This is a genomic window from Streptococcus sp. KHUD_018 (assembly GCF_054861215.1).
In genome coordinates this window covers 1,987,839-2,001,767 of record NZ_CM142176.1, presented here as the reverse complement: position 1 = coordinate 2,001,767, position 13,929 = coordinate 1,987,839, and the positions used below count along the sequence as shown (strand labels likewise).

Below are 13,929 nucleotides of genomic sequence, written 5' to 3'. Positions count from 1 at the left end.
TTCGCCCCTTTTTATGGGAAGAACAATGACCATTGCAACCATTGATATCGGAGGGACTGGGATTAAGTTTGCCAGTTTGACTCCTGATGGAAAGATACTAGATAAGACAAGTACTCCGACGCCAGAAAACTTCGAGTATTTACTGACTTGGCTAGACCAACGTCTGTCAGAGCAAGATTATAAGGGCATTGCTATGAGTGTTCCAGGCGCGGTCAATCAAGAAACAGGTGTGATTGAGGGAATTAGTGCCGTACCTTACATCCATGGCTTTTCTTGGTATGAAGCTCTTGCTCATCATCAACTCCCTGTCCATCTAGAAAATGATGCCAACTGTGTTGGACTTAGTGAATTGCTAGTTCATCCAGAGCTTGAAAATGCAGCCTGTGTCGTGATTGGGACAGGGATTGGTGGAGCCATGATTATCAATGGCAAGCTTCACCGAGGTCGCCACGGCTTGGGAGGAGAGTTTGGCTACATGACAACCATCGCACCAGCAGAAAAACTTAACAACTGGTCGCAACTAGCGTCAACTGGCAATATGGTGCGATACGTGATTGAAAAATCTGGTCAGACTGACTGGGACGGTCGCAAGATTTACCAAGAGGCCGCAGCAGGCAATGCTCTTTGTCAAGAAGCTATTTTGCGCATGAACCGTAATCTGGCTCAAGGCTTGCTCAATATTCAGTATCTCATCGACCCAGATGTCATTAGTCTGGGAGGCTCCATCAGTCAGAACCCAGACTTTATCCAAGGTGTCAAGAAGGCTGTCGATGAATTTGTCGAAACCTACGAAGAATACACGGTCGCACCAGTTATCCAGGCCTGCACCTATCATGCAGAAGCCAATCTCTACGGTGCCCTGGTCAACTGGTTGCAGGAGGAAAACCAATGGTAAGATTTACAGGACTTAGTCCTAAACAAACGCAAGCTATTGAAGCATTAAAAAATCACATTTCTCTGCCAGATGTAGAGGTAGCTGTCGCTCAGTCTGACCAAGCCTCTATCTCTATCAAGGGTGAGGGAGGCCACTATCAACTGACTTATCGCAAACCTCACCAACTTTACCGCGCCTTGTCCTTATTGGCAACAGCTCTAGTAGAAGGTGATAAGGTAGAGATTGAAGAACAAGCTGCTTATGAAGATTTGGCTTACATGGCAGACTGTTCCCGAAATGCGGTGCTGAATGTGGCTTCTGCCAAGCAGATGATTGAGGTCTTGGCTCTCATGGGCTACTCAACCTTTGAGCTTTATATGGAAGACACCTACCAGATTGAGGGGCAGCCATATTTTGGTTACTTCCGCGGAGCATACTCAGCTGAAGAGTTACAGGAAATTGAAGCCTATGCCCAGCAGTTTGACATGACCTTTGTCCCATGCATCCAGACCTTGGCTCACTTATCAGCCTTTGTCAAATGGGGTGTCAAGGAAGTGCAAGAACTCCGTGATGTAGAGGACATTCTCCTTATTGGCGAAGAAAAGGTTTATGATTTGATTGATGGCATGTTTGCCACTCTATCTAAACTGCAGACTCGCAAGGTCAATATCGGGATGGATGAAGCCCACTTGGTTGGCTTGGGACGCTACCTCATCTTGAACGGTGTTGTGGACCGTAGTCTTCTCATGTGCCAACACTTGGAGCGCGTTCTGGATATTGCAGACAAGTATGGTTTCCACTGCCAGATGTGGAGTGATATGTTCTTCAAACTCATGTCAGCAGATGGCCAGTACGACCGTGACGTGGAGATTCCAGAGGAAACTCGTGTCTACCTAGACCGTCTCAAAGACCGTGTGACCTTGGTTTACTGGGATTATTATCAGGATAGTGAGGAAAAATACAACCGCAATTTCCGCAATCACCACAAGATTAGCCAAGATATTGCCTTTGCAGGTGGGGCTTGGAAGTGGATTGGGTTCACACCCAACAACCATTTCAGCCGTCTTATTGCTGTAGAAGCCAATAAAGCCTGCCGTTATAATGACATCAAAGAAGTCATTGTAACGGGTTGGGGAGACAATGGTGGTGAGACAGCTCAATTTTCTATCCTACCAAGCTTGCAAATCTGGGCAGAACTCAGCTACCGCAATGACCTCGACCGTTTGTCTGCCCACTTCAAGACCAATACAGGTCTATCAGTTGAGGAATTCATGCAGCTTGACCTTGCCAACCTCTTGCCAGACTTGCCGGACAATCTCAGTGGCATCAATCCCAACCGCTATGTCTTTTATCAGGATGTTCTCTGCCCTATTCTTGACAGACACATGACACCTGAACAGGACAAACCACACTTCGCTCAAGCAGCTGAGACGCTTTCTGAAATCAAAGAAAAAGCAGGAAATTATGCTTACCTCTTTGAAACTCAGGCTCAGTTGAACCAGATTTTAAGTAGCAAAGTGGATGTGGGACGACACATTCGTCAGGCTTACCAAGCAAACGATAAAGAAAGTCTGAAAGCAATCGCAAGACAAGAATTACCAAAACTTAGAAGTCAAATCGAACACTTCCATGCCCTCTTTAGCCACCAATGGTTGAAAGAAAACAAGGTCTTTGGTTTGGATACGGTTGATATCCGTATGGGCGGACTCTTACAAAGGATCAAGCGAGCAGAGAGTCGTATCGAGGCTTATCTGGCAGGTCAGATTGATCGCATCGAAGAATTAGAAGTCGAAATCCTTCCGTTTAATGATTTTTATGGAGACAAGAACTTCGCAGCAACTACAGCCAATCAGTGGCATACCATTGCGACAGCTTCGACCATTTATACGACATAGGCTAGGCATTTATCACAAACAGTTAAACATCTCCTTTTAAATACATGGAGATGTTTTTTGATTTGGAGATAGGGAAGGAGTATAATGAAGGTAGAAAGATAGTTTGGAGGTCTGACCATGAAAAAGCTACTACTAGTCCTAGCTACTAGCATGCTAGTCTTATCTGCCTGCCATAAAATGACAGAGGATGGAGCAACTAGTCCGTCAATACCAAGGGAGCAACAAACCAAGGAAACAACCAACTATTTTCACTACCTAGCAGATTCCTATCAAAAGGCTTTTTCGCATGAAAAAGATCATAAGGATACAACCGTCCAATCACCTATGGCTGCTACAGTTGCAGCCATGGAAGAACTTGAGTTATCTAATCCGACTGATCAAGCCTTGATTATGAAGAACTACTCGGATTTTCAGAAGCTAATTCAATACAACACCGAAAAGTGGGAGGAAGAGTTTGCAAGCTGGGCTTCTTCTATGGGGCAGTCCTATCATAGACTAGAGCATGCAAACTTTGATGAAAAAAATGAACTAATCAAAAAATTAGAAACTACAACAGTCTCTCAGAAAAGTGTCAAATGGAATGTTTTTGGAGTATCGAGTGACAATGCTTATGACTACTTGGCTTTGGATGCCTACTATGACAATCAGGACAAACATTTCTACCTATTTACACTGAAGGATGGGCAAGCACAGGTCTTGCATTCCGATAAGACACTGGAAACTATCCCTACTGCAAATTTTGAAGAGACTGAAAACACAGATTTAGCACAACGTTTTAAGGAATTTCTATTAAAAACAAGTGTAACTACAGAGAGCGAGCCAGATACAGATAATAGTTCTTTAATAGACAAGATAAAAACAGCCATGGAATCTTACTCGGATAGTAAAGGTGAAAGATTCAAGTCAACTAACTTAGCAACATATGGTCACTACTATGGACTAGCAGTACCAGACCAGATAATGCAATTTGGGCAAGTGGATGGGATGAATTATACTTTTAAATGGTATGGCTATATTGCTGGTTCTGGTTCTGGGCGGTTTGATATCCTAGCTTGCTATGTGAATGAAGCAGAGACAGAGGTGATTCTCTTTGGCTACAAGGATGGCAATCCTGCTCTTTTACAAACCGAAGGAAGACCAGAGATTGAGAAAAACGAATCAGGGGCTATCATAAATGCACAGGTTCATTTTGTCGAGTTTCATCACTCAATATTGGAACAAGTTTTCAATCAGTAAAGCGGAAATACACTTATCGTATGCAAAGTGTTTCTCGTGAAACCTATTTCTTATAAAAAACTTCTCCACATAAAATAATTTGTGGAGTTTTTTCTATAATTAGTAGTTTAAACTGACCTTCAAATAGGAGTATACTAATAATGTAATCGTTATCAAACCTAAAAATTCGATAGAATCAGTTTTTAGGAATAAAAAGGGAGGAAATTATGAAAAAGTTTTCAAAGACCTTGAGAGATAACTGGATCTTTCTCTTGATGGTTTTACCAGGGGCTCTCTGGCTGATTCTATTCTTTTACATTCCAGTATTTGGGAATGTGGTCGCCTTTAAAGACTACCATATGACCAGTAATGGTTTCATAGATAGTATTGTGAATAGTAAATGGGTCGGGTTAGATAATTTCAGATTCTTGTTTAGTTCAAAAGATGCCTTTATCATCACTCGAAATACTGTTCTTTACAATCTCGGCTTCATCTTTATCGGTTTGATTGTATCAGTAGGGATTGCCATTATCCTCAGTGAGCTTCGCTCTAAGAGAATGGTTAAGATTTTCCAAACGTCTATGTTGTTCCCTTACTTCTTGTCATGGGTTATCATCAGTTTCTTTACAGATGCCTTCCTAAACATTGACAAAGGGGTTTTCAACCATTTCCTAACATCCATTGGCATGAAGGAAATCAACTTCTATGCTGACTTAGGTATTTGGCCATATCTTCTCCTTTTCCTAGGAATTTGGAAAGGCTTTGGATATAGCAGTGTCATGTACTATGCGACGATCATGGGAATTGACCCAACTTATTACGAAGCAGCAACAGTGGACGGGGCTAGCAAGTGGCAACGTATTCGCAACGTAACCATTCCTCAGTTGACTCCGCTTGTAACAGTCTTGACCATCCTTGCAGTCGGAAATATCTTCCGTGCAGACTTTGGTCTCTTCTATCAAATCCCACACAATGCTGGTCAGCTTTACAATGTAACCAACGTTTTGGATGTATATGTCTTTAATGGTTTGACTCAGACAGCAGATATCGGTATGGCTTCAGCAGCCGGTCTTTACCAATCCGTTGTCGGTTTGATTCTAGTTATCCTATCAAACTTGCTTGCAAGACGAGTCGATCCAAACTCAGCTTTGTTCTAGAAAGGAGGAGAATATGGCAGAAAAGAAAATTAAAAAAGAAAAAATCGATAATGTCGGCATTCACTCCTTCAGTAAGAAAGCAGATATCTTCTTTAGTATCATCTCTGGTTTGATCGCTCTTTCTTGTATATTGCCCTTTATCTTCGTTATCATCATTTCGGTGACAGACGAAAAGAGCATCCTCCAGTATGGATATAGCTTTTTCCCTTCGAAATTTGGTGTAGATGGATTCCAGTTCTTAGCTCAGTTTAAAGATAAGATTCTCCAAGCGCTCTTTATCTCAGTTTTTGTAACCGTAGTCGGAACAGTGACCAACGTCTTCATTACAACCACTTATGCCTACGCCATCTCACGGACAACCTTTAAGTACCGCAGATTCTTCACAATCTTTGCCCTTCTCAGTATGTTGTTCAATGCTGGTTTGGTACCAGGCTATATCGTGGTGACTCGTTTGCTTCAACTTGGTGATACGGTTTGGGCCTTGATTGTTCCAATGCTTCTCTCACCATTCAACATCATCTTGATGCGTTCCTTCTTCAAGAAGACCATTCCAGAAGCCATTCTAGAATCTGCTCGTATCGATGGTGCCAGTGAAGCACGGATCTTCTTCCAGATCTGTTTACCATTGTCACTTCCAGGTATCGCAACTATCACGCTTTTGACAGCTCTTGGTTTCTGGAACGACTGGTTCAACGCCCTTCTTTATATCAAGAGTGACAACTTGTATCCATTGCAATATTTGCTCATGCAAATCCAGCAAAATATGGACTACATCGCAAAAGCAGTCGGCCTATCTGGTCAACTGGGAGTCGCTCTTCCAAAAGAAACAGGTCGTATGGCCATGGTTGTTGTTGCAACCCTTCCAATCGCGATTCTGTACCCATTCTTCCAACGCTACTTTGTTAAAGGGTTGACGATCGGTGGTGTGAAAGAATAGCACTTACTGAGAAACACCGTTTCTCCCTTCCCAACTTCATCTTAGTGACTGAAGTTACAAATTATTAAATCGTTTATAAGTTTAAAAATAAAAAAAGGAGTTTTTATCATGAAAAACTGGAAAAAATATGCTTTTGCATCTGCTAGCGTAGTCGCTTTGGCTGCAAGTCTTGCTGCTTGTGGAAACCTTTCAGGTAACAACAAAAAAGCTGCTGACTCAGCTTCAGGTGACAAACCTGTTCTTAAAATGTACCAAATCGGTGACAAACCAGATAACTTGGATGAATTGCTAGAAAATGCCAACAAAATCATCGAAGAAAAAGTTGGTGCTAAATTGGATATCCAATACCTCGGATGGGGTGACTACGGTAAGAAAATGTCAGTTATCACATCATCAGGTGAAAACTACGATATTGCCTTTGCAGATAACTATGTTGTAAATGCTCAAAAAGGTGCTTACGCTGACTTGACTGATTTGTACAAGAAAGAAGGAGCAGAGCTTTACAAAGCACTTGACCCAGCTTACATCAAAGGGAACACTGTAAACGGTAAGATTTACGCTGTTCCAGTTGCAGCCAACGTTGCATCATCTCAAAATTTTGCCTTTAACGGCGCTCTTCTTGCCAAATATGGCATTGACATTTCAGGTGTCACTTCATACGAAACACTTGAACCAGTCTTGAAACAAATCAAAGAAAAAGCTCCAGACGTAGTACCATTTGCGGTTACGAAGAACTTCATCCCATCTGATAACTTTGACTACCCAGTACCAAACGGACTTCCATTCGTTATCGACCTTGAAGGAGACACTACTAAGATTGTAAACCGTTACGAAGTGCCTCGTTTCAAAGAACACTTGAAGACTCTTCACAAATTCTATGAAGCTGGATACATTCCAAAAGACGTAGCAACAAGCGACACTTCATTTGACCTTCAACAAGATACTTGGTTCGTTCGTGAAGAAACAGTAGGACCAGCTGACTACGGTAACAGCTTGCTCTCACGTGTTGCTAACAAAGACATCCAAATCAAACCAATCACTAACTTTATCAAGAAAAACCAAACAACACAAGTTGCTAACTTTGTCATCTCAAACAACTCTAAGAACAAAGAAAAATCAATGGAAGTGTTGAACCTCTTGAACACTAACCCAGAACTCTTGAACGGTCTTGTTTACGGTCCAGAAGGCAAGAACTGGGAAAAAGTTGAAGGTAAAGAAAACCGTGTCCGCGTCCTTGATGGATACAAAGGAAACACTCACATGTCAGGTTGGAACACTGGTAACAACTGGATCCTTTACATCAACGAAAACGTTACAGATCAACAAATCGAAGATTCTAAGAAACAATTGGCAGAAGCTAAGGAATCTCCAGCACTTGGATTCATCTTTAACACTGACAGTGTGAAATCTGAAATCTCAGCAATCTCTAACACAATGCAACAATTCGATACAGCTATTAACACTGGTACTGTAGACCCAGATAAAGCAATTCCAGAATTGATGGAAAAATTAAAATCTGAAGGTGCCTACGAAAAAGTATTGAACGAAATGCAAAAACAATACGACGAATTCTTGAAAAACAAAAAATCATAAGATCGATTGATTTCGTGTATTCATTCCTAATTCCTAAAAATGTGATCACTGCCTTCCTTAGTTCTCTAGGGGAGGTAGTGATTTTTAGGATGTAAAAATGAAAGAAGTGATTCTGAGAGTTTAGGCGATGTGATACACATATATCTATAGGAGGTCCATCATGAAAAGGTATCGTCTTCTTTTTAAAATGAGTGGTGTCTTCTCTTACCTATTTTTCGTATTTGGTCTTTCTCAGCTGACTCTTATCGTCCAAAACTATTGGCAATTTTCTTCTCAGATAGGAAATTTCTTCTGGATTCGAAATATCTTGAGTTTGCTATTTAGTGGAGTCATGATTGGGATTCTTGTTAAGACAGGCCATGGCTATCTCTTTCGCGTTTCGAGAAAAAAATGGCTCTGGTATTCAATCCTAACAGCCCTAGTAGCGGTAGCTCATATATTTTTTAATATTCAAACAGCTAGACACGTTCAGTCAACTGCTGAAGGTTGGGCCGTATTGATCGGTTATAGTGGGACTAACTTTGCCGAGCTAAGTATCTATATAGCCCTGTTCTTTCTGGTTCCACTGATGGAAGAGTTGCTCTATAGAGGATTACTTCAACACGCCTTCTTTAAAGATTCGAGATTTGGTCTTGATTTGCTTCTTCCGTCCATTTTATTTGCTCTCCCTCATTTTTCAAGCCTGCCTAGTCTGTTAGATATCTTCGTCTTTGCAACAGTTGGAATCATCTTTGCTGGTTTGACCCGCTATACCAAGAGCATTTATCCATCCTATGCGGTGCATGTGATTAATAATATTTTCGCAACATTACCATTTTTGCTGACTTTTTTACATCGGGTGTTTGGGTAAAATATTGGCGCGAGTTAGGAATTATAGTTTTTCAATTTATAAGCGAGTTTCAGGAGGGAAATGAGTATGACACCATTAAAATGGTTTGCTGGAGGAAGCGAAAGGCGTTGTGAAGCGATGGCTATTATAGATCATCTATTGGAAGATATAAAGGCTGCGCCTCAACTTACTCCCTTGAAAAATCAGTTAGTGATTTATAAAAAACGATTAAAGGATGATGGAACCTCTACTCCATTTATTCTGAGCCAAATGAATGTTGACATCTCACGTGTGTTGATTGACAATAAGCTGGGTTTGTCAGAAAGTCAAGCTAAGCAAATCAAAAAATTGAGAGAATTATCTGCGATTCGTTATGGTTACTGATGAAGTGCAAGGGCAGGTCTCTCTATATAATTTCCGGTCAAATAAATTGCATTCGTTTTCTCAAGTGGGTATACTAGAATAGTTGAATGAAAAATTCTGAAAATTTAAGAATAGAAAAGAGAACAAATCTTATGGCAAAAGATATTCGTGTCTTACTTTACTACCTTTATACTCCAATTGAAAACGCAGAGCAATTTGCGGCAGACCACCTGGCTTTCTGTAAATCAATCGGTCTCAAAGGCCGTATCCTAGTCGCTGACGAGGGGATTAACGGGACTGTTTCAGGTGACTACGAAACAACTCAAAAATACATGGACTACGTTCACAGCCTCCCAGGCATGGAAGACCTCTGGTTCAAGATTGACGAAGAAAATGAACAAGCCTTCAAGAAGATGTTTGTTCGCTACAAGAAAGAAATTGTCCACCTTGGTTTGGAAGACAATGACTTTGACAACGACATCAACCCACTTGAAACAACAGGTGCTTACTTGTCTCCAAAAGAGTTCAAAGAAGCCCTTCTTGACGAAGATACAGTGGTTCTTGACACACGTAACGATTATGAGTACGACCTAGGACATTTCCGTGGGGCTATCCGTCCAGACATCCGCAACTTCCGTGAGTTGCCACAATGGGTCCGTGACAACAAGGAAAAATTCATGGACAAGCGTGTTGTGGTTTACTGTACAGGTGGAGTTCGCTGTGAGAAATTCTCAGGCTGGATGGTCCGTGAAGGCTATAAAGATGTCGGCCAATTGCACGGAGGAATCGCAACTTACGGTAAAGACCCAGAAGTCCAAGGTGAACTTTGGGATGGGAAAATGTACGTCTTTGACGAGCGTATCGCAGTCGATGTCAACCATGTTAACCCAACCATCGTAGGGAAAGACTGGTTTGATGGAACACCATGTGAACGTTATGTCAACTGTGGAAATCCCTTCTGTAACCGTCGTATCCTAACATCAGAAGAAAATGAAGACAAATACCTTCGTGGATGCTCACACGAGTGCCGTGTTCACCCACGCAACCGCTATGTTTCAGAAAATGAATTGACACAAGCAGAAGTGATCGAGCGCCTAGCCGCTATCGGTGAAAGCTTAGATCAAGTCGCTACAGTATAAAGCAAACAGCCCTTAGAGGCTGTTTTTCTATGCTTTTTATCTAAAAATCTAAAATTTGTTTCTGTATCTTTCAGGAAAATAGGGTATACTATGTGTAAACGATTTCAAAGGAGGCCAGTTATGGCGAAAACATTTTTTATCCCAAATAAAGAAAGCATTCTAGGACAACAGGAGGTCTTGACTGCCAAGTCCATCTTGGCCTTGGTGGAGGGCTTGGAGTCGCACAGTTATGATGCAGTCTATCTCCGTCAGCCCCTCAATCGTCTCGAGTACATGGAGTGTGGGATTGTAGGCCAGTCGCAATTTCTTTTCAAAGTGAACTATGCGGATAGTCGAAAAGGCTATCAAGTGGTGATTCCAGACTTTCTTACCAGAGCGGACTGGGAGATTGTAGAAGCTCTCCTCCAAGCCCTATCGAGCAAGTTGGGGCAAGTGGTAGAAGGGCTAGAAGACTTTGACTTTGAAGCTTATTTCCGACAAACGATCCAGCATTATCTAGCGGATAAGGCGGTTCGTTTAGTATATTGCCAAGGACTCTTGTCTCCTATTTATCTCAACAAGGACTACCTCGAGAGCTTTTTGGCTGAGGACGGATTGGCACGTTTTGAAGAGCTAGTCAAGAAGGTTCAAGGCTCTGATGCCTACCTTGCCAGTGTGAAATTTTACCCGGATGCTCAAGGCAAGGTGCACGGTATCTACCACCTAGCCCAGGGAGTCAAGACGATTTTACCTAAGGAGCCCTTTGTACCAGCACCCTATACCGAGCAGCTAGCAGGCAAGGAGCTTGTTTGGGAGATTGACCTAGTGAAGATTTCTGGTGATGGGTCCAAAGCAGAAGACTATGAAACCATCGCTCGCTTGGACTATGCAAGATTCCTAGAGTCACTACCAACAGAATTTTACCACCAACTAGATGCCAATCAATTGGAAGTACAAGCCATTTTGGGAAAAGATTTTGAAGGATTGGCAAGCATCGAGTAGACCTTGTCCAAAAAAGAGTAAGAATAAAAATCCCTGTCATTAACAAATGGCAGGGATTTTGGTTAAAAGAAGGTCAGGATGCGAAGGTAGTCCACTGTTAGCGCCAACTCTGCAATGAAGAAGGGTAAGAGAATAGCAGCATCAAGTAAGACAGCTAGTAAGAAACGATAAAATGGGTCAAGGCTACTGGTCTTACTTGGCTTGCTAATCACAAAGAGATTTCCAAGGGCAAAGATGGTCATGCTTAGAAGAGTGAGGATGCCAGCAAATCGTAAGCCACCAAAAAGTGCAAAGAAACTTGCTAGAGCTGTTAGGACAAGTGGTATAGCAAAGAGCCGGCTGTAACGATCGCAAGCTTCTTGGAATGTGAAGTCGCTCTCCTGGTCCAGCACACGTCGGACAGTAAAGCCTCCCAAAATGATGGAAAAGTAAAATAGAGCGCTAGCGACCAAGATAGAAAGGCCAGCAAAGAGATCCAAAGGTGGGAGCTGGTTAGGAGAACTATTAGCAATAGAAATCATATAGCCATAGTAGAGGTGCTTGATATGATAGATACTAAAGAAAAGGTTGATTGACGACAGCAAGGTGAGTAGGGCAAAGACACTATAACGATGCTTTTGGTCCGTATTCTTGCTGGCAGTTGGTTCTTGGATAGCGTCCAGCAGCCAAGTCCAAAATAGTGCGATTTCTTCTTTGAATCGAGCAGTTTTGCGGGGGTCAATATCTGGGATATAGGGGCTTTCTAAAGCCTTGCTGAGGATACTTTTCTCTTTTGCAGGGTTTTCTTGCTTGTGCTCCTCTTCAGCTTTTACTTCTTCCTCTTCCTCGGTTTGATTTTCTTCTATCGTTTCGGGAGTTTTCTCCTCATGCATTTCCAACTTTTTAGGTGAGACAGGTGTTTCTTCGCTTGCTTGTGGTTCGGTCTCTACAGTTTCCGAAGTCTCTGGTTGGTCGGGCTGGATTTCCAATTTCGTCTGAGCTGATTTCTTCTCAAGATCGGCGCTTTCAAACCATTCTTGTGTCATGGTGGAACCTCCTTTTTAATGGTCGTTTTCTATCTTTAGACTAGCAGATGAAAGCGTTTTTGTCAATGGTTTCTAGATGGAGCAGAGTGCTCCTCTTTAGGTAGGTAGATATCCTGGTTGGCTTTTGCAATGAGTAAATCCTTGATATCTGCTTTTTCGGTTTTATAAGGGTTGGCAAGTACATTCTCTTTTTGTCCACGATGTTCTTCTTTGGGTTGACGATAGATACCACCATGCTGAGAAGAAATTTCTAGATTGATACGGTCAGTCTCTTTCTGGGAGAGAATGAGTGTTAGAGTGGAATGGGCCTCTAGCTCAACCTTACCGTGAACATGAATATTTTCAGCATAGATGTGTCCCCCCTCCGTCTTGACCTGGCTATCTGTCAATTCGGTATCAAAGATATTGATGATATGAGGTGTCGTTAGTGTGCTGTTCTTGATAGAACTTTCTGTTAGTCTTAAGAGATATCCTTTTGCTTTGATTGTTGCATTTTCAAGATTGGCTTGACGAATATTAGTTTGTCCACGATTGGCTGAGACGGTGATAGCTTGTAGCTTTCTTCCTTTAGGTAGGGAGAGAACGACTTCGTCAAAACGATTAGAATAGTTGCTGGCGATACGAAGTAGGCTTTCGATTCCTGAACCGAGAAAACGATGTTGGGAGGCTTGTTTGTCAGTGACGCTCAGTGTTTTGTCACTCATGCCAGTAGTCAGATCGTGACGACCAGACACGGAAGGATGATAGGTGATATGGATCTTGTCATCTACAGACTCTGTGATGGTTAGGCTGTGTTCCTCAAGGATCAAATCAAGTTTTTCCACTTCGCTTCCAAAGGTTACTTCTTCGATACGATTGTCATAGACGGGGTCTTTTGACATGGCAAGCAAACTTTGAATACCATTGGACTGGGCGCCCACAATGATCATGATAAAACCAAGGATTGTAGAAACCACACCAAAGATGAGAAATCCTTTCGTCAATTTACGCATGTCTGTCACCTCTCTTTCCTTTTTTAAGAATCCATTGCACCAAGCGGACAATCAGGAGGCCAAAGAAACGGGCTACATAGGAGATACCTAGTAGAACAAGAGAAGAAGCACCGATAGCAAGCAAACCAGCCCCGAAAATCAAGATAAAGGCGGATTTGGCTTCGACTAGGACACTAAAGCTCTCTACGATAAAGACTCCGCCCAGCAGGATACCCGTCACAGAAACGGTGAAAAAAGCTAGAATGACGGAGGCGGCTGCGATAAAAAGCCCGATAATGGTTAATATAATTGCAATTCCGACAGGAATTCCGATAGGGGCTGCTAGTAAGGCAAGTAGGGCAATGTGTAGCAGTTGACGGTCATTCTTTTGAGCAGGAGCTTCATTGACCTTTTTGTCGAGGAGGTTAGATAAAACATCATGAGCCGCTTCTTTTGGTGTTCCCAGACTGGCGATGAGTTCCTCTTCACCCTCTGAACCGGCATCGTCAAATAGTTCCTTAAAGTAGTCCATAGCTTCGATGCGGTCAGCTTCAGGTAGTTTATGGAGATAGGTTTCTAACTGAGTCAGATAGTCAGTTCTTGTCATGGCGGATACTCCCTTCTATGATGCCGTTGACGGTTTCGGTATAGAGCGCCCACTCTTCCTTTAGAGTAACGAGCTGCTCTACGCCCCGATTGGTCAAGGAGTAGTATTTGCGCATACGCCCCTGAAACTCTCTAGAGTAGGTGGTGAGAAAGCCACTGGCTTCCAATTTTTTGAGAATGGGATAGAGCGTAGATTCTTTGATATTGGCGATGAGTTTAATGGTTTGACTAATCTCATAACCATAAGAATCCCCCTGCTCCAGTACAGCCAAGATGAGAAACTCAATCAAGGCAGAGGATGTTGGGAAGTACATGGGAAACCTCCTTTATATTATATAAAAATT

The 13,929-nt window shown here is 42.3% G+C and carries 14 protein-coding genes; 10 read left to right on the top strand and 4 right to left on the bottom strand.

The window, feature by feature from the left end:
- The first annotated feature begins 25 nt into the window (after positions 1-25).
- From ACVBD2_RS10125 to ACVBD2_RS10080, 10 genes are all read left to right on the top strand, one after another.
- Positions 26-895: an ROK family protein gene (locus ACVBD2_RS10125; RefSeq protein WP_461685733.1), complete on the top strand. Its 870-nt coding sequence runs from the start codon at positions 26-28 to the stop codon at positions 893-895.
- Positions 889-2,769, top strand: coding sequence for a beta-N-acetylhexosaminidase (locus ACVBD2_RS10120; protein WP_461685732.1), 1,881 nt, complete (start codon positions 889-891; stop codon positions 2,767-2,769). Before ACVBD2_RS10125 ends, ACVBD2_RS10120 begins: the two co-directional genes overlap by 7 nt.
- A gap of 117 nt (positions 2,770-2,886) precedes the next feature.
- Complete coding sequence (locus ACVBD2_RS10115; protein ID WP_268708996.1) at positions 2,887-4,005, top strand: DUF4767 domain-containing protein; 1,119 nt, start codon at positions 2,887-2,889, stop codon at positions 4,003-4,005.
- A gap of 206 nt (positions 4,006-4,211) precedes the next feature.
- A complete protein-coding gene (locus ACVBD2_RS10110; RefSeq protein ID WP_084925398.1) occupies positions 4,212-5,141 on the top strand; it encodes an ABC transporter permease in 930 nt (309 codons plus the stop codon).
- Between the two features lie 13 nt (positions 5,142-5,154).
- Positions 5,155-6,078, top strand: a complete 924-nt coding sequence (locus ACVBD2_RS10105) for a carbohydrate ABC transporter permease (protein ID WP_000818344.1) — start codon at positions 5,155-5,157, stop codon at positions 6,076-6,078.
- Positions 6,079-6,186: 108 nt separating this feature from the next.
- Positions 6,187-7,671, top strand: a complete 1,485-nt coding sequence (locus ACVBD2_RS10100; RefSeq protein WP_268708995.1) for an ABC transporter substrate-binding protein — start codon at positions 6,187-6,189, stop codon at positions 7,669-7,671.
- A gap of 160 nt (positions 7,672-7,831) precedes the next feature.
- Entirely contained in the window at positions 7,832-8,521 is a 690-nt protein-coding gene (locus ACVBD2_RS10095; RefSeq protein WP_268708994.1) for a CPBP family intramembrane glutamic endopeptidase, read from the top strand.
- Between the two features lie 66 nt (positions 8,522-8,587).
- Positions 8,588-8,884: a bacteriocin immunity protein gene (locus ACVBD2_RS10090; protein WP_336315309.1), complete on the top strand. Its 297-nt coding sequence runs from the start codon at positions 8,588-8,590 to the stop codon at positions 8,882-8,884.
- A gap of 131 nt (positions 8,885-9,015) precedes the next feature.
- Positions 9,016-10,002 (top strand): oxygen-dependent tRNA uridine(34) hydroxylase TrhO, encoded by a 987-nt coding sequence (trhO, locus tag ACVBD2_RS10085; protein WP_001030012.1) that lies wholly within the window; start codon positions 9,016-9,018, stop codon positions 10,000-10,002.
- A gap of 120 nt (positions 10,003-10,122) precedes the next feature.
- Positions 10,123-10,983 carry a DUF4299 family protein gene (locus tag ACVBD2_RS10080; RefSeq protein ID WP_049501076.1) on the top strand — a complete coding sequence of 287 codons (861 nt, stop codon included), beginning with the start codon at positions 10,123-10,125 and terminating at the stop codon, positions 10,981-10,983.
- Positions 10,984-11,045: 62 nt separating this feature from the next.
- Here the strand turns inward: ACVBD2_RS10080 and ACVBD2_RS10075 are convergent, their stop codons facing one another.
- The 4 genes from ACVBD2_RS10075 to ACVBD2_RS10060 form a co-directional block, all read right to left on the bottom strand.
- On the bottom strand, positions 11,046-12,008 hold the full coding sequence (locus ACVBD2_RS10075) for a DUF6574 domain-containing protein (protein ID WP_461685731.1): 963 nt from the start codon (positions 12,006-12,008) through the stop codon (positions 11,046-11,048).
- A 62-nt stretch (positions 12,009-12,070) separates the two neighbouring features.
- Positions 12,071-13,000 carry a DUF4097 family beta strand repeat-containing protein gene (locus ACVBD2_RS10070; protein WP_461685730.1) on the bottom strand — a complete coding sequence of 310 codons (930 nt, stop codon included), beginning with the start codon at positions 12,998-13,000 and terminating at the stop codon, positions 12,071-12,073.
- Entirely contained in the window at positions 12,993-13,586 is a 594-nt protein-coding gene (locus ACVBD2_RS10065) for a DUF1700 domain-containing protein (protein ID WP_461685729.1), read from the bottom strand. The genes ACVBD2_RS10070 and ACVBD2_RS10065 overlap by 8 nt, the downstream gene beginning before the upstream one ends.
- The gene (locus tag ACVBD2_RS10060; protein WP_461685728.1) at positions 13,573-13,899 is read right to left on the bottom strand and encodes a PadR family transcriptional regulator; all 327 of its coding nucleotides are present in this window, start codon (positions 13,897-13,899) and stop codon (positions 13,573-13,575) included. Before ACVBD2_RS10060 ends, ACVBD2_RS10065 begins: the two co-directional genes overlap by 14 nt.
- Between the last annotated feature and the right edge of the window lie 30 nt (positions 13,900-13,929).